The organism is Streptomyces sp. NPDC040610 (assembly GCF_055594065.1).
In genome coordinates, this window is the sequence record NZ_JBVIXA010000002.1 from 122043 (window position 1) to 138291 (window position 16249).

Annotated in this window: 15 protein-coding genes; 8 read left to right on the forward strand and 7 right to left on the reverse strand. The window is 73.0% G+C overall.

The genetic code is table 11. The annotated features are described in order from the left end of the window. Positions 1–13: 13 nt before the first annotated feature. From ACZ6AA_RS07475 to ACZ6AA_RS07485, 3 genes are all read right to left on the reverse strand, one after another. Positions 14–1744, reverse strand: a complete 1731-nt coding sequence (locus ACZ6AA_RS07475) for an acyl-CoA dehydrogenase family protein (RefSeq protein ID WP_468482395.1) — start codon at positions 1742–1744, stop codon at positions 14–16. 71 nt (positions 1745–1815) lie between these two features. Continuing rightward, entirely contained in the window at positions 1816–2373 is a 558-nt protein-coding gene (locus ACZ6AA_RS07480; protein WP_468457871.1) for a PadR family transcriptional regulator, read from the reverse strand. A 96-nt stretch (positions 2374–2469) separates the two neighbouring features. Beyond that, entirely contained in the window at positions 2470–4218 is a 1749-nt protein-coding gene (locus tag ACZ6AA_RS07485) for a dihydroxyacetone kinase family protein (protein ID WP_468482397.1), read from the reverse strand. A gap of 250 nt (positions 4219–4468) precedes the next feature. On the opposite strand from ACZ6AA_RS07485, the gene ACZ6AA_RS07490 reads away from it, so the two are divergent. Further along, the gene (locus tag ACZ6AA_RS07490) at positions 4469–5272 is read left to right on the forward strand and encodes a helix-turn-helix domain-containing protein (RefSeq protein ID WP_471456778.1); all 804 of its coding nucleotides are present in this window, start codon (positions 4469–4471) and stop codon (positions 5270–5272) included. A 12-nt stretch (positions 5273–5284) separates the two neighbouring features. On the opposite strand, the gene ACZ6AA_RS07495 is transcribed toward ACZ6AA_RS07490, so the two are convergent. The 3 genes from ACZ6AA_RS07495 to ACZ6AA_RS07505 form a co-directional block, all read right to left on the reverse strand. Next, on the reverse strand, positions 5285–6490 hold the full coding sequence (locus ACZ6AA_RS07495) for a serine hydrolase domain-containing protein (protein WP_468457866.1): 1206 nt from the start codon (positions 6488–6490) through the stop codon (positions 5285–5287). A gap of 97 nt (positions 6491–6587) precedes the next feature. Beyond that, positions 6588–7028, reverse strand: a complete 441-nt coding sequence (locus ACZ6AA_RS07500; protein ID WP_471456780.1) for a cupin domain-containing protein — start codon at positions 7026–7028, stop codon at positions 6588–6590. A 75-nt stretch (positions 7029–7103) separates the two neighbouring features. Next, positions 7104–8363 (reverse strand): serine hydrolase domain-containing protein, encoded by a 1260-nt coding sequence (locus ACZ6AA_RS07505; protein WP_471456782.1) that lies wholly within the window; start codon positions 8361–8363, stop codon positions 7104–7106. 245 nt (positions 8364–8608) lie between these two features. Here ACZ6AA_RS07505 and ACZ6AA_RS07510 point away from each other — a divergent pair, with 245 nt between their 5' ends. Together ACZ6AA_RS07510 and ACZ6AA_RS07515 are read left to right on the forward strand one after the other, a co-directional pair. Continuing rightward, positions 8609–10141 carry a sensor histidine kinase gene (locus ACZ6AA_RS07510; protein ID WP_471456784.1) on the forward strand — a complete coding sequence of 511 codons (1533 nt, stop codon included), beginning with the start codon at positions 8609–8611 and terminating at the stop codon, positions 10139–10141. Continuing rightward, entirely contained in the window at positions 10141–10968 is an 828-nt protein-coding gene (locus ACZ6AA_RS07515; protein WP_468482402.1) for a response regulator transcription factor, read from the forward strand. Before ACZ6AA_RS07510 ends, ACZ6AA_RS07515 begins: the two co-directional genes overlap by 1 nt. Positions 10969–11030: 62 nt before the next feature. Here the strand turns inward: ACZ6AA_RS07515 and ACZ6AA_RS07520 are convergent, their stop codons facing one another. Next, positions 11031–11378 (reverse strand): ASCH domain-containing protein, encoded by a 348-nt coding sequence (locus ACZ6AA_RS07520; RefSeq protein ID WP_468457857.1) that lies wholly within the window; start codon positions 11376–11378, stop codon positions 11031–11033. A 157-nt stretch (positions 11379–11535) separates the two neighbouring features. Between ACZ6AA_RS07520 and ACZ6AA_RS07525 the strand changes: the two genes are divergently transcribed. From ACZ6AA_RS07525 to ACZ6AA_RS07545, 5 genes are all read left to right on the forward strand, one after another. Continuing rightward, positions 11536–12480: an NADP-dependent oxidoreductase gene (locus ACZ6AA_RS07525; protein WP_468457855.1), complete on the forward strand. Its 945-nt coding sequence runs from the start codon at positions 11536–11538 to the stop codon at positions 12478–12480. A 167-nt stretch (positions 12481–12647) separates the two neighbouring features. Continuing rightward, the gene (locus ACZ6AA_RS07530; protein ID WP_471457827.1) at positions 12648–13301 is read left to right on the forward strand and encodes a DNA alkylation repair protein; all 654 of its coding nucleotides are present in this window, start codon (positions 12648–12650) and stop codon (positions 13299–13301) included. An 84-nt stretch (positions 13302–13385) separates the two neighbouring features. Further along, complete coding sequence (locus tag ACZ6AA_RS07535) at positions 13386–14054, forward strand: HEAT repeat domain-containing protein (protein ID WP_468457853.1); 669 nt, start codon at positions 13386–13388, stop codon at positions 14052–14054. A 27-nt stretch (positions 14055–14081) separates the two neighbouring features. Then, the gene (locus tag ACZ6AA_RS07540; protein ID WP_468457851.1) at positions 14082–15086 is read left to right on the forward strand and encodes a HEAT repeat domain-containing protein; all 1005 of its coding nucleotides are present in this window, start codon (positions 14082–14084) and stop codon (positions 15084–15086) included. Positions 15087–15247: 161 nt separating this feature from the next. Continuing rightward, positions 15248–16204, forward strand: a complete 957-nt coding sequence (locus tag ACZ6AA_RS07545; RefSeq protein ID WP_468457849.1) for a GlxA family transcriptional regulator — start codon at positions 15248–15250, stop codon at positions 16202–16204. Positions 16205–16249: the final 45 nt, after the last annotated feature.

Genomic DNA, 16249 nt, shown 5'->3' on the forward strand with positions numbered 1-16249 from the left:
GCCCGGCGAATCGCTACGGCGCCATCTCGTACGCCCCGGCCAGCGCCTCCACGCGCTCCCAGACCCGCGCCGAGCGGGCCTCGTCGACGACCGGGCGGCGGACCGCGCCGAGGGCCCAGTCCTGCTGCGCCTCGGTCGCGGAGTCCTTGCCGTGCAGCTCGACGGCGTACGCGGAGAAGTCCCGCACGAGCACGGCGAACAGCTCGTCGAGGACGTCCTGCTCCAGGCCGGTCAGGCGGGCCTGCTCCAGGATCAGCTGGCCGTGCACGACGAGCGCGAAGAGCTGGCCGATGGCGAGCAGCAGGTCGAGGTCGCGGCTCTGCTTCTCGTCGGGCGCCGCGGTGGTGACGAACTCGCAGAGCGCGTCGGCCTGTTCGCGGAAACGGGCGACGTTCGGCACCTCGGCGTACGCGTCGTAGGCGGTGCGCCAGTCGTGGAAGCGGATCGCGCCGAGGCCGCGGGCGGGGCCTTGCCGGAAGAGGAAGTCGTCGTCGGTCGCGTCCAGGCGGGTGGGCACGGGCGCGTACTCGGCCGGGTTCAGGAGGTGGTTGCCCATGAACTTCAGGATCAGGGCGAGGTTGACGTGGACCGTGCCCTCCAGCTTCGGAAGGCCGCGGATCTCGGTGGCCGCCTGGGCGAAGTAGGTGTCCTTCTCGAAGCCCTTGGCCGCGATGACGTCCCACATCAGGTCGATGACCTTCTCGCCCTCGGTGGTCACCTTCATCTTCGTCATGGGGTTGAAGAGGAGGTAGCGGCGGTCCTCGGGACCCGCGGAGCGGAAGTAGTCCACGGCGCGGTCGCTGAACAGCTTCATGCCGACGAGGCGGACGTAGGCGTCGGTCAACTCCCGGCGCACGTGCGGGAAGGCGGTGACGGGGCGGCCGTAGAGGATGCGGCCCGTGGCGTGGGTGACGGCCTCGTACATCGCGTGCTCGCAGATGCCGATCGCGCCGGTGCAGAGGTTGAACTTGCCGACGTTGACGGTGTTGAGCGCGGCGTCGAAGGCGGCACGGCCCGTGTGCAGGACGTCGGCGGCGGCCACCGGGTAGTTCTCCAGGCGGAACTCGCTGACGTACTTCGAGGAGTCGACGACGTTCTTGACCAGGTGGTACGCCTCGTGGCGGCTGTCGGCGGCGAAGAAGACATAGCCGTCGGGGCCCTCGACGTCGGTACGGCGGCCGAAGACCGAGACGAGGCCCGCGGCGTTGCCGTTGCCGATGTAGTACTTGGAGCCGGTGGCGCGGAACCCACCGGCACCGTCAGCGTCCGGCTCCAAGAGCATGTCGGTGGAGTAGATGTCGGCGCCGTGCGACTTCTCCGACAGGCCGAAGGCGAACACCTCGCCCTGGGTGAGGAGTTCGGCCGCGCGGGCGCGGGCGGCGGCGTTGTCGCTCTGCCAGACCGGGCCGAGGCCGAGGATGGTGACCTGCCAGGCGTACCAGTAGTCGAGGCCGTAGAAGCCGAAGATCTCGTTCAGGGCCGCGATGCGGGCGGTGTCCCAGCGCTTGTCGCCGTGCCCCTCCTGGGCGTCGGCAGCCGGGGTGAGGAAGGTCGCGAACAGCCCTTCCTTCGCGGAGAACGCGAGGAAGTCCGCGAGCCAGGCACGGGAGCGGTAGTCCTCGATCAGCTTGCGCTTGCCACGCGCCTCGAACCAGTCGACGGTCGCGCGCAGCAGCCTGCGCGTCTCGGGGTCGAAGTGGGTCGGGTCGTACGTGCGCGGGTTGAACAGCAGCTGGTCGGCCATGGCAATTCGCCTTTCCGGCTCGGGAGTTGAGGAAGGGAGAGCTTCGGGGAACGGACGGCTCCGGGCCCGGTTCAGCGCTCGGGGCCGAGCCGTCGGAGGGTGGCGATCACGTCGTCGAGCCAGGCGAGCGTCATGCGTTCGTAGGCGATGCCGCCGCGCAGCACGACGTGCTGGAGCTCCTGACCGGCGTCGGGCGTCCCGGGGGCCTCGGGTCCGGTGAAGTCGCGCCGCTCCCCCGCGAGATAGTGCGCGAGCCGGTCGGTGTGCGCCTGGCGGTGACGTTCCACCTCGTCGATCAGGGCGACCGGGTCGTCGAAGGCGGCGCCGCGGATCTTCACGGCGAGCTCGTGCCGGACGCTCTCCGGTTCGATCGGCTCGTGCAGCCACCGGGAGAGCGCGCTCCGCCCGGGCGCGGCGACGGAGTACTCCTTCTTGTCCGGCCGGTCCGGTTGCGCCACCTCACGGACGTCGACCCAGCCGTCGTTCTCCATGCGCTTGAGGACGCGGTAGATCTGCTGGTGGGTCGCGGCCCAGAAGTAGCCGATGGACCGGTCGAAGCGCCGGGCCAGCTCATATCCGGAGCCCGGCTTCTCAAGGAGGGAGACGAGAATCGCGTGCTCGAGCGCCATGCCCGAATCCTTCTATGCAACTCGTTGCATAGACAAGTGGCACTGCCCAGGTGAGACACGGCTCACCTGGGCAGTGCGATGTCCTGCGGTGCCGGGTCAGAGCACGGTCACGTACCCGGGGGCCGGGAGGCGGGTCGCCATCGTGGGCTCGTGGATGTCGGCCAGCGCCACGAAGAGCAGCGCGACAGCGAGCGCGCCCGGGTCCGGTACGCCGAGCGCGTGATCGCCGACGTAGCTCGCGCGGCCGCGCCGGGGGCGCAGCGACGCGGTGGAGAGGGCGCCCCGGATCGCGGCCTGCGCGGCGGTGGTGAGCGGGGCCTCCGCGCTCTCGGAACCGTCGGCGGGCTCGCCCCCGGCCGCGGCGGCCAGCGACTCGGCGGCGGGCGCCAGCGCGTCGACGATCGTGCAGTCGCCCACCCGCGCCCCGCCCACGCGGTGGATCGCGGCCTGCGCGCCCGCCGTGGCCTCGGCGAGGGCCGCGACGGAAGGCGCCTGTCCCGTGCCGGGCTCGGCGGCCGCCAGGTGCTGGAAGAGCAGGCCGAACAGCGGGCCGCTGGTGCCGCCGACGTCGTTGAGGAACGCCTCGGCGAGCGCGGCCACGCCGTCGGCTCCCGTCTCGTCGGCGAGCTTCACGGCGCGCCGGACGCCGCCGGAGAGGTTGTCGCCGAAGTCGCCGTCGCCGACGAGCTGGTCGAGCTTGGTCAGGTTGTCGCGGACCTGGGCCACGATGTCCGCGTAGCGGTCGAGCACCACGCGGCTGCCGGTGGCGAGTGCGGGCGCGGCGGCCGGGGTGGCGGAGGCGGGGCGCTCCGGGGCGCGGTCCCCCGCCGTGGCGGGGCCCTCGGCGTTCATGGGCCGGGGCAGGACGAGCGGCGTCTCGGCGGGTGCCGTCCACAGGTCGGCCCAGCCCTCGTCGAGGCGGGTGAGGGTGAGCGAGAACCCGGACATGTCCAGGGCGGAGGTGTACGTCCCGGCGACGGTCAGCACGGGGCGCAGGCCGCGCTCGGCGAGCCGCTCGGTCAGCAGGACGCTGATGGCGTGCAGTTCGAGGTCGGTGGTGGCGCCGAGGCCGTTGACCAGGGCAAGGACTTCGTCGGGGCCCGGCGGCAGCGCGTCGAGCAGGTCGTCGGCCATGCGTCGGACGAGGTCGCGGACCGGGGGCCTGGCGATGGTGCGGGTGCCGCGCTCGCCGTGGATGCCGACGCCGTAGTCGAGGACTCCGGCGTCCAGGGTGAAGGCGGGGGCCGACGTCGTGGGCGAGGTCTGGGCGCGGGCCGCGACGGCGATGCTGCGGGACTGGGCCACGACGCGGGTGCCGAGCTCCTGGAGTTCCGCCAGGGAGGCGCCCCGGTCGGCGGCGGCGCCGAGCAGCTTCTCCACGACCACCGTCGCGGCGGTGCCCCGCCGGCCCGTGGCGCTGTCGGCGGCGTCGGTGGCCAGGTCGTCGTCGACGAGAACGGTCGCGACGGGGATGCCGTCGTGCCGCAGGCGCTCGGCCGCGATCTGGAAGTTGATCACGTCGCCCGTGTAGTTCTTGACGACCAGGAGCACGCCCTCGCTCTTGGCGGCGGCGACGCCGGCCTCGTAGATCTGCCGGTTGTGCGGGGAGGCGAACACCTCACCGGGACACACCGCGTCCAGGCCGCCTCGCCCGAGCAGCCCGGTGTGCAGCGGCTCGTGCCCCGAGCCGCCGCCGGACACCAGGGCGACCCGCCGGTCGGGGTGCGGGTCGCGCGCCCGCAGGAACAGCGGCGCGGCGTTGACCTCGACCTTGTCGGGGTGGACGAGGGCGAGACCGCGCGCGGCGGTCAGGACGGGGTCGGTTTCCGGCAGGAAGTAGGTCATCGGTCGTATCTCCGTAGGTCAGGGCGCGGGGTCGGGGGCGGAGCGTCGTTGGCGCCGCCGGCCGTGCCGACCGGGCCCACCCTGGACGTCGTACCGCGCCCAAGATCGGAACGCTGGCGTTCCGGAACCGGGAGGTTCCGGTGCGGGCGTCCGGCATGCGATCCTGCCACCTGCGCCGCAAGGCCGCGAATCGGACTTCGACACCGAGAAACCCCTGATCAGCCCAGTCATCTTTGCGAGGTCTTTACCCGTGACGAACGCGCGACGCGAGGACCTCGGCCGCATGCTCCGCACCTGGCGCATGGCCCGCGACCCCGCGCGGGTGCCCGGCATCGCCCCCGCGCGCGGCCATCGCAGCTACCTCACCCAGCTCGACATCGCGCTGCTGCTCGGCGTCTCCGAGCGCTGGTACCGGGCGCTGGAGAAGGGCGAGGACCGGCGGTACGGCCGCGAGATGATCGCCGGGATCGCCCGGATCCTGGAGCTGTCCCCGCGCCAGACGGCCGCACTGCACCGGGGCACCGGCCACGAGCCCCCGGCACGGTCGGGAACGAGCGCCGCCCCCGACCCCGCGCTCGTCCAGCTCATGCGCGAGCAGCGCCACATCAGCTTCCTCTGCGACCAGGCCTGGGACGTGGTCGACGCGAACACCGTCGCCGCCCGCCACTGCCCCTGGCTGGTGCGCCCCGGCGCGAACGTCATGACCTGGGCGTTCTCGCACGAGGCCCGCTATCAGCTGCGGGACTGGGAGAGCCGCTGGGCCGTGCACCTGCTCACCCGCCTGCGCCTGGCCTGGCAGCGCTGGCCGGACAACGCCCGCCTCGACGAGGTCGTCCAGGCGGTGCGCGCCGAGCCGGGTGTCGCGGCGTTCTGGGACGCCCCGGCACCCGCCCCGCCGGAGCCGGACCCGTCCGACGACGTCCGCCCGATGTACTTCCCGCTGCTCGCGCCGGACCCCGTCGACGTCCGGGTCCTTGCCTGCGGCCCGTACGACGACACCTCGCTGCGCTGGTACCTGGTGATCCCGGTGGACGGGACCCTCACGTTCCCGTAGCCGTCGGGCCCCTCATCCGCCGCTGCGGCACAGGGCGCCGTCGACCAGCTCCCGCATGACGTCCTCCTGGCGGGCCGCCTCCTCCGGGTCCGCGGAGCGGCTGTGCGCGGAGACGGTGACGGTGCGCTTGCCGTCGGTCGTGGTGGCGGTCCGCAGGACGTAGCCGAAGCCGCTGCCGCCGTGCGTGAGGTAGCTCCCGCCGCAGGACAGCGGGGTGGCGAAGAGACCGAGGCCGTCCTCGGTCCCCGCCGGGTGACCGCTCCCCCGCGGCACCGGGACGGTGGTCCGCATGGCGGCAAGCTCGGTCGGCTTCAGGAGACGACCGTCGGCGAGGGCGGCGAAGAAGCGGTTGGCCTCGTGTGCCGTACCGGTCATCGAGCCGTCGGCCCCGCTGTCGAAGGGGCGGTAGGGGATCGTGGTGTCGATCATCGGGCCGCCCTCGGCGAACTGCTGGTAGTTCACGGTGTGCGGATCCGGCAGGAACGGCGAGCTGCCGGTGTCCGTCCGGCGCAGCCCCAGGGGGCGCAGGATGCGGTCCTCGACCTGCCGTTCCCAGGTCCTGCCGGTGAGCTTCTCGATGATCATTCCGGCGAGTACGTAGTTGGTGTTGGAGTACGCCCAGCCCTTGCCCGCCGCGAAGTCCGGCTCGTGGCGCATGGCCAGGGCCACCAACTGCTCGGGCCGGTAGGACTGCCAGCGTTTGGCGAAGTACGTCCGGGCGCCGGGGTCGGGGAAGACGTCCCGCGTGTAGTCGTGGAGGCCGCTGGTGTGCCGCAGCAGATCGCGGACGGTGATGGTCCGCCCGTCGTTCCCGGAGCCGGAGACGACACCGGGGAGGAGGTCCTCCACCGACTGGTCGAGGGACAGCCGCCGCTCGCCCACGAGTTGCATCACGACGGTAGCGACGTACGTCTTCGTGATGCTGCCGAGCCGCAGAGGGCCGTCCTGCGGGACCGGCCGCCCGCTCTTCAGATCGCGCACGCCGGAGCGGGCCTTGACGGTCCCGCGCGGGGTTTCGAGGCGGGCGGCCACGCCCGTGACCCCGGCGTCGCGCAGGGCGTCGGCGTCCCGCTGCAGGGCTTCGCGCTGTCCGGCGTCGCGCTGCGCGGGCCGGTCCTCCGCGACGGGGCGGGGCAGCGCCGAGGCCGCGGCGGACGGCAGGGCCGAAGCGGCCAGCGTCAACGCGCCGACTGACAACCACAAACGACGAATGATCATGCCCCGAGGCTAGGAACAGCACAGGCCACGGCCCATCCGGCCGCCCCCCTGACGGAACGGGGGCCAGCCGGATGGACACCGTGGCGTGAGGCCACGACTACGCCTGCGCGCCGGTGTGTTGGTACAGCTCGGACACGGAGACCTTGATCGGCTCCTGGGTGGTGCGCGCGATCACGACGACCACGGGCTCGACCGGGTCGGGGTTCTCCTCCCGGTGCGGGACGAACGGCGGCACGAGCACGAAGTCGCCGGGGTCGGCGGTGATCCGCACCTCCTGCGTACCGTCGTGGAACACGAACACGGGGTGGCCGCTGACCACGAAGATCCCCGCCTCCGACTCGCCGTGATGGTGGTTGTCCGTCGCGCTCAGCGGCGGGTTCTCCACCCGCCCCATCCAGAGCCTCTTGGAGCCGACCGTGCCGCCGCTGATGGCGGCGTAACCGTCAAGCTCGTCGGAACGGACGTGGTGGACACGGTTGTTGAGCGGCGCCTCGGCGCCCGGGCCCAGCACGGATCCGGTGTCTTCACGGGTGGTCATCGTCTGTCCTCCTGATGGGGTACGTGGGCCCGTCGGCCGGACACCAGGTTGCGACGACCGGGGCCAGGACGACAACTAATGTTGCTGCTCTGGCAAGTTGCGCTGTGCGCACAGCGCCCGGGTGACCATGCGGATCGCGGCCCGGTGCTGGGGCAGGGTGTCCGCGGCGGACGTGCTCCACTCCGTGGACATCGAGGCGGTGACGGCGACACGCCCGTCGTCGCCGACGGCGTTGCGGCTCATGTAGCCGATCTCGTCGCCACCGTGGCTCCAGTACCAGCCCCCGCACGGCAGCTTGTTCTTCAGGAGCCCGAGGCCGTAGCGCGCCCCGGGGTAGGGCACCTGGAACTCCTTGTTCAGCGGGACGGTGCGCTTCATCTCCTTGAGCTGGGCGGGCTTCAGCACCTTGCCGCCGAGCAGGGCGCGGAAGAAGCGGTTCAGGTCGGCGGTGGTCCCGATGAGGCCGCCCGAGGCGTTGGCGTCCTTCAGCAGGGTGACGTCCACCAGCTTGGGCGCGGTGGCGAAGCGCTGGTACCCGCGGGCGTGCGGCGTCCTGATGGCGGGTGAGCCGCCCGGGAAGTACGTGTGCCGCAGCCCGAGCGGCTTCAGGATCCGCTCGCGCACCTCGGCGTGCCAGGTGCGGCCGGTCACCTTCTCGATGACCATGCCGAGCAGCATGTAGCCGACGTTCGAGTACGCCCAGCCCTCGCCGGGCCGGAAGTCGGGGCGGTGCCGCATGGCCCGCTCGACGAGCTGCCGCGGGGTGTAGGGGTCGAAGCGTCCCTGGTAGTACTCCGCCGCGCTGTCGAAGCCGGGGTAGTCGTCGTGGATGCCGCTGGTGTGCTGGAGCAGCTGCCGCAGGGTGATGCGACGGCCGTCGTTGCCGTTGCCCCGCACCAGACCGGGCAGCCGGCGCTCGACGGTGTCGTCCAGGGAGAGCCTGCGCTCGGCGGACAGTTGCAGGACGACGGTGGCCACGAAGGTCTTGGTGTTGCTGGCGATGCGGAAGTAGCCGTTGGCGGGGACCGGGCGGCCCGTGCGGATGTCGGCGGTGCCGCTGGTGACGGTGCGGGGGCCGGAGGTGGGGGTGATGCGTCCGCCGGTGATGCGGGCCTGGACACCGACCGCTCCGGTGGCGCGCACGGCGTCGGCGTCGCGCTGGAAGTCCGAGTCCGCGGCCCGCCCGGAGCCGGGATGCCCGGGCTCCCCCGGGTGCGCCGAGGCGAGGGCGGGCGGGAGTGCGACGGCGGCCGCGGCGAGGGTGGCCGTGACGGCCAGGGCCGCTCGGTGGCGTCGGGGGGTGGTGGTCCGGTCTCGGGGCGGGTGTGCGGGCATGCGGAATCCTCCGGGGTTCGTCGTGGGATGTCCTTCGACCGCTTCCGGTCGTCTCGTGGGCTGTCGCTGACGCTACGGACGGGGGGTGCGGCCGGGCGTCCTGCGTGGGGAGGGGACGGCCGGGCAACTTTCGTTGGCCTCGCGTGCCAGGTGGGGAGGCCGGTCGTACGCTGACGCGAGGTTCTGGCCGCGCAGGTCCGGACGCGCGGGGCGGAGGACGGGGGCGGCTCGTGACGGAGACAGGAATGACGCCGGTACGGAAGCGGAAGGGGCCCGCTCGCCCGCGCGGCGCGGATTCGCCCGTGCCGCCCGTCCGCGAGGTGTGGTGGGTCCGGGCGGAGGGCGCGTGGACGGCGGCATGGACCGGAGCATGGGCTCGATGCGCGCCGCTGCGGCGCAGGCTCTCCGGGCGCCCCGGCGACGCCCTGGTCGCGGCCGGGCTCACCGTCCTCGCGGTGCTGCTGCGCCTTGAGCATCCGCTGCCGGACGGTGTCGCGGCGTCCGTGCTCGCCCTCGGGCTGCTGGTCGGCGCGTCCGTGCCGTTGGCGTGGGGGCGTACGCGACCGGGCCTCGTCCTCGCCGTGAGCGTGGGCTGCTATCTGCTCGGCGAACTGCTCGACCCCGCCGGTGACAACGCGCAGTCCGCCCTCCTGGCCTGCTATGTGATGGCGCGCCGCGCGCCCGCGCCCCGGAGCCTCCTCGCCCCCGTCGCCATGACCGTGGCCTTCCTCGCCCCCGACCGGGTCGGCGGCCGCTTCCACCTGCTGTCGTCACCGACGCCCGAAGTGCCACTGGCCTTCGCCGACATGGTGGTGGCCGCCGGGATCTCGACGGCCGTCTGGCTGCTCGGCGCCTCCCGGCGGCGGCTGTACGCGGACGCGGCGCGGCTGCGCGACCTGGCGGCCCGCCTCCGCGCCGAGCAACAGGTCAACGCCCGGCGGGCGGTGACGGCCGAACGCACCCGTATCGCCCGCGAGCTGCACGACCTGGTGGCCCATCACATCAGCGCGATCGCCCTCCAGGCACGCGCCGCGGGCGTCGTCCTGCCCGACGATCCGCAGGCCGCAGGCCAGGGTGTGACGGCCATCGGCGAGGCGGCCGACGTCGCGCTTGAGGAGATGCGCGGCCTGGTGTGCCTGCTCGCCGACCCGCCGCCGCTCGCTGCTGGGGAGGCGGGCGCCGGCGTGGGCGATCTCGGCGGGGTGCCTGACCTGGGTGGGGTGGGCGACGTGGGCGGGGAGGCCGACCTTGGCGAGGTGGGCGACCTGGGCGGGGAGGGCACCCCAGGCGGGATAGGCGTCCCGGGCGCCGAGTCGTCGCCGGAACGCGGTTGGGGCCCGCTGCCGGAACCTTCCCTGCGTCACCTGGACCGGCTGGCGGCCGAGTCCACCGCGGTGGGCTGCCCCGTCGCGCTCGTGGTGACCGGGCCGGTCGCGAGCCTGGCGCCCGCCGTGCAGGTCTCCGCGTACCGAGTGGTCCAGGAGGCGCTGTCCAACGTCCGCAAGCACGCCGGTGCGGTGCGGGTACGCGTCGAACTGGTCTGGCGGGACGACCTGTTGACGGTCACCGTGGCCAACTCGGCGCCGACGGCGACGGATCCGCCGCGTCCGCTGCCCGGCTCCCGGCTGGGCCTGATCGGCATGCGGGAGCGCGCCGCCCTGTTCAAGGGCACGCTGCGGGCCGGGCCGGACGAGGGCGGCGGGTGGTGCGTCGTGGCCACGTTCCGCGCCGCGGCGCCGGATGCGGCGCGGGAACGTACCGGAACGGGGTCGAACTGATGGCGGCAGCGATCCGAGTACTGACGGTGGACGACCAGGAACTGGTCAGGACCGCGCTGCGGGCGATGCTCCGGCGCACCGACGTGGAGGTGGTGGGCGAGGCGGCGGACGGCGAGCGGGCCGTCGAGGCCGCGTTCGCGCTGCGTCCGGACGTGGTGCTGATGGATGTGCGGATGCCCGGCATGACCGGGGTGGAGGCGACCCGGCGGATCCTCGACGGCTGGCCGCACCCGGGCCCGCGGCCGCGCGTGCTGATGCTGACCACCTTCGACCTGGACGAGTACGTGCATGCCGCGCTGCGCGCCGGGGCGAGCGGGTTCCTCCTGAAGAACACGACGCCGCAGGCGCTGGTCGAGGCGATCGGCGTGGTGGCGGCCGGAGAGGCGATGCTCGCGCCCACGGTGACCCGGCGCCTCATCCGCGCCTTCTCCGACCTCCCGCCCCCGCTGCTTCCCGGCGCCCCCTGCCCCGCCCCGGGGCCGCGTACGGACGGCCCTCTCGGCGCCCTCACCGCCCGGGAGCGGGAAGTCGCCCGGCTGGTGGCCCAGGGCATGTCGAACGCGCGGATCGCGGCCGCGCTGGGCCTTGCGCAGCCGGGCGTCAAGAGCACGATCAACCGGATCCTGACCCGGCTCGGCCTGGAGAACCGCGTCCAGATCGCGGTGCTGGTCCTCACGTCCGAACCGGAGGGCGCGACGGACGCCGAGGGGGCCCAGGACGCCGTGGGTGCCAAGACCGCCGAAGGCACTGCGCACGCCGAGGGCACCACGGGCACCACCAGCCTCGCCGACCTCACTGACTCGCCCTACAGGAAGAGAAGTTCGTAGCCGACCCCATGCGGCTGGTGCTGCACGGGGAGTCACTCCAGTCGATGCCTGAGGTCACTCACCTACTTCGCCAACCGGAAGTGCACGACGGCGACGGTGTCGGTCGGCTCGATCCGGGGGTAGTGAAACCGCAGTCTGTCGTGAAGCTCGGCGAGATCGCGGAAACCGTCCGCTCGGGCGTCCGACTCGCTCAGCTGGGCCATCGTCTTGGCAGTGACCTGTGTGACGACACCCGGCAGTGCCACCTCGTCGTCCGACTCGAAGACCAGGCTCACCGGGCCCGTCTCCACCGGGTCACGGAAACGCACCGTGGTCGTCTTCTGTTCGGCGCGTACCGCATCGAGATAGTCAGGATGGAAGTACAGGGTCTGAGTCGCCGTTGAGTGCTGCCGTGAAGTGCTGTCGTCCATTCGGCGCACCCTAACGGAACGAGCAAACCCTCCGTGTCACACGAGCCGGTGGATGCCCCGGGCGCCGGGCCGGTGCGTTTGCTGTCGCAGCCCTAGACGCGGCGCACGCTCCACCCCCGCCCGGAATGCCAGGCAGACACCCGCAGTTGCAGACGGCATGAAAGCAATAGGTGTCCACGACTTCGGCGGCCCGGAAGCACTGCGGGTCCTGGATCTGCCCGCACCGCAGGCGGGCCCCGGTGAGGTCCGCATCCGCGTGCACGCGGCCGCCGTCAATCCCACCGACGTGATGCTGCGCACCGGCGGCCACGCCGTCCGCATGGCCGACCGGCGCCCCCCGTTCGTGCCCGGCATGGACGCCGCCGGGGTGATCGACCAGCTCGGGCCGGGAGCGGACGACCGCCTCGCCGTCGGCCAACGGGTGGTCGCCATGGTCCTGTTCACAGGCCCGAACGGCGGGGCCTACGCCGAGCAGGTCGTCGTACCCGCCGCGTCGGTGGTACCGGCACCGGAGGGGGCGGACCTCGCCGCCGCGTCCACCCTCCTCATGAACGCCATGACCGCACGCCTCGCCCTGGACGCCCTGGCCGTGCCGCACGGCGGGACCGTCGCCGTGACGGGTGCCGCGGGTGCCGTCGGCGGGTACGCGGTCGAGCTGGCGAAGGCCGACGGGCTGACCGTGATCGCGGACGCCGCCCGGCCGGACTTCGAGGTGGTGCGCGGATTCGGCGCCGACCACGTCGTCGAGCGCGGCGCCGAGGTCGCCGCCCGGATCCGCGCGCTGGCCCCGGACGGCGTCCCCGGCCTCGTGGACGGTTCGCTGCAGACCACCGAGGTGGCGCCCGCCATCGCCGACGGCGGCGCGCTGGCCGAGCTGCGGGGCTGGTCCGGCCCGGCCGGGCGCGGCATCCGGGTGCACCCCGTGATGGTGTCGGACGGCATCACCGACACCGAGAGGCTCGACACACTGCGGCGGCAGGCCGAGGACGGCACCCTGACGTTGCGCGTGGCCGAGGTGCTGCCCGCCGACGAGGCGGCCAAGGCCCACCGCATGCTGGAGTCGGGCGGCCTGCGGGGCCGGTTGGTCCTCGACTTCTCCTGAGGCCGCGCCGGGGCCCGGCCGATTCTCCTGAGGCGGCGCCGGGGCCCGGCCGACCGGCGCGTTCGGCGAGCGGTCCCGGCTTCCGTCGTAGGGTGAATCCCGCCCGTGACGGACAGGAGGCCGACGTGGCAGGGACGACGCCGACCGAGACGACGGTCGCCGAGGTGATGGCCGAGCTGGCCGGGCTCGATGACCCCAAAGCACGCGCGGTGAACGAGAGACACGGCGACGACCACGGCGTGAACCTCAGCAGGCTGCGCGCGCTCGCCAAGCGGCTCAAGACGCAGCAGGACCTCGCCCGCGACCTGTGGGCGACGGACGACAGCGCGGCGCGGCTCCTCGCCCTCCTCATCTGCCGCCCGAAGGCGTTCGAGCGCGACGAGCTGGACGGCATGCTGCGCGAGGCCCGCACGCCCAAGGTGCACGACTGGCTCGTGAACTACGTGGTGAAGAAGAACCCGCACGCCGAAGAGCTGCGCCTGGCCTGGTCCGACGATCCGGATCCCGTGGTCGCGAGCGCAGGCTGGGCGCTGACCACCGAACGCGTGACGAAGAAGCCCGACGGCCTCGACCTCACCGGGCTCCTCGACGTCATCGAGGCGCGGATGAAGGACGCCCCGGACCGGCTGCAGTGGGCGATGAACCACTGCCTGGCCCAGATCGGCATCGACCACGCAGAGCACCGCGCCCGCGCCATCGCCATCGGCGAGCGCCTGGAGGTCCTCAAGGACTACCCGACGTCGCCGGGCTGCACGTCTCCGTACGCCCCCGTCTGGATCACGGAGCTGGTGCGCCGACAGCAGGACAAGGCGGGGGCTTGACGGACGGGGACGCGCTTGACCTTGACACGGTGACAAGGTCTTCACTGCGGTCAAGGTCATCACTGCGTCTAGGAGGTGGTCCGGATGACCCTGCCGGTACAGGACACGGAAGCGATGCGGGCCGTTCAGGGGCTGGGGGACGGCAACGCGTCCGTGCGGCTTCGGGCGGCCCTCGCGGTCGGCACGAGCCCCGACCCGCGTTTCCTCGACAAGCTCGTCGAACGGTGCGCGATCGAGCCCGATTTCTCCGTACGCGAAATGCTGACGTGGGCCCTCACCCGTCACGCGGCGTCGACGACGGTCCCGGCGCTGCTCCTTGAACTCCGCTCGGAGCATGCGCAGGCACGCAGCCAGGCGCTGCACACGCTGTCCAAGATCGGCGATCGGCGGGCATGGCCCGCGATCACGCGGGAGCTGCTGTCCGACGCCGACGACGAAGTGGCGCGGAGCGCTTGGCGGACCGCGGTCGTGCTCGTACCGGAAGGTGCGGAGCCCGAGCTGGCGGGGGTGTTGTCGACACAGCTCGGGCGCGGCGGACATGAGACGCAGCTGAGCCTCAGCCGGGCGCTGATCGCGCTCGGCGAGGCGGCTTCGCCGACGCTGCGCGCCGCGATGACGGATCGGGACCCGCACGTGCGCGAGCACGCGATCGCCACGGATCGGCTGTCGCGCGATCCGGACGCCGGATTCGCGTTCGCGGTCGAGGAGGCGAAGCGGATCATGGTGCTCGGCACGACCGGCCAGGAGGAGTGAGGAGTGACGCGTGAGGAGTGAGGCGCCGTGCTGATCGGTGAGGTGGCCCGGCGGTCCGGGGTCAGCGCCCGCATGCTCAGGCACTACGAGTCGCTGGGCCTGCTGCGGCCGACGGGGCGTACCGGCGGCGGCTATCGGGAGTACGCCGACGAGGACATCCGGCGCATCTTCCACATCGAGAGCCTGCGGGCGCTGGGTCTCTCGCTGCGTGAGGTCGGCTCCGCGCTCGACGATCCCGGCTTCACGCCCTCGTCCCTCATCGACGACCTCGTGCGGCAGACGCACGAACGCATCGCGCAGGAGACGGCGTTGCTCACGCGGCTCCGTCGGATCGGTGCCGCGGAGCCCACCGGCTGGGAGGACGTCCTCCAGACCGTGGCGCTGCTCCAGGCGTTGGGGTCGGAGAGCGCGGGGAAGCGGCAGCGCGCGGCCCTGTCCTCCGTCGACGAGGTTCCGGTGCCCGTGGAGGCCCTGGTCGAGGCGGTCCTGAGCGAGACGGACCCGAACGTCGCCGGGGCCCTCCGCTGGGCTCTGGCGCGGTCGGACGACGGCGGACTGCCGCTGCTTGCGGAGGGGCTCGGCTCACCGGTCGCCGACGTCCGCAGGCGTGCCGTCCAGTCCATCGCCGAGATCCCGCACGACGAGGCCACCGCGGTGCTGCGGGACGCCCTCACGCACGCCGACCTCGTGGTCCGCAGAGGTGCGGCCCTGGCGCTCGGGGCCCGCGGAGTCGCCGACGCGGTTCCGACGCTCATCGGCATGGTCGTCGAGCAGGCGAACGACGTCGACGCGGCCGACGCCCTGAGCACGCTGGCGAGCGGTCCCGCGTCGGCGGACCAGATCACGGCCGGACTCGTCGCCTTCCTCGCCGACGGCGCCGTCGGCGCGGCCGCACGGCTGCGCCTGACCCAGGCGCTCGCGGAGATCCCGGGAACCGCGGCGACACGGGCGCTCACGGATCTGTCCCACGACGAGGACCGGAGCATCGCGCTGACCGCCGCGTACATTCTCACGATGCGCGACAGCCACTAGCGGTTCCTGCCCGGGGTGCTGTGTGCGCGGGCGCACGACGAACAGCGACCGCGTCCCCCACGTCCACCGCCGCGACGAACGCCGACGGGGCCGACGGGGCCGACGGTGAGCACATCTACCGCCGACCGCAGGATTCCTGCCGCCCGTGCCACACTGCTCCCGTGCCGCCCTTCAAGACCATCGCCGCGTACGCCCCGCCCGGAGTCGGCATCCTCGCCGTCGGTGTCGTCTGCGAGGTGTTCGCCCCTCGTGGGACGGGCTTCCCCGGCTTCGAGTTCGCCCTGTGCGCCGACCGGCCGGGACCCCTGGCGACGGACTCGAACGTGCCGCTCACCGTCGAGCACGGCCTGGACCGGTTCGCCTCCGCCGACCTGCTGATCGCCCTGCCGGGCACCGACTTCCGTACGCCGCCCCCGCCCGCCGTGCTCGACGCGCTGACGGCCGCGCACGCACACGGCGCGCTGGTGGCGGCCCACTGTGTCGGCGCGTTCGCGCTGGCCGCCGCCGGGCTCCTGGACGGCCGCCGGGCGACCACCCACTGGCGGTTCGCCGAGCTGCTGGCCGGCCGCCACCCGGACGTGACCGTGGAACCCGACGCCCTCTACATCGACGAAGGGCACATCGTCACGGGCGCGGGCGCTGCCGCGGGCTTCGACATGTGTCTCCACCTGCTGCGGCGGGAGTACGGCGCGGCGACGGCCAACGCCATCGCCCGCGACATGGTGCTGCCGTCCCACCGCGACGGCGGGCAGGCCCAGTACCTGTCCGCGCCCGTCCCCGAGGACTGCGAGGACGAGCGGCTCGCCGAGGTCCTCACCTGGGCCCGCGAGCACCTGCACGAGCCGCTTCCCGTGGCGGAGTTGGCCCGGCGCGCCATGATGAGCAAACGCTCCTTCGCCCGCCGCTTCACCGCCGCGACCGGCACCACCCCGCACGCCTGGCTCCGCAACCTCCGACTCAGCAGCGCCGAGGAACTCCTGGAAACCACCGACCTCCCGGTCGAGGAGATCGCCCACCGGGTGGGCTACGGCAGCGCGGCCGTGCTCCGCGAACAGTTCGTACGCCGCCGGGGGGTACCGCCGAGGTCGTACCGGCGCTCGTTCACCAACGCCCTGTAGTTCCTGCGGTACTGGCGATCGTTCCTGCGGTACCGCCCGACGCCC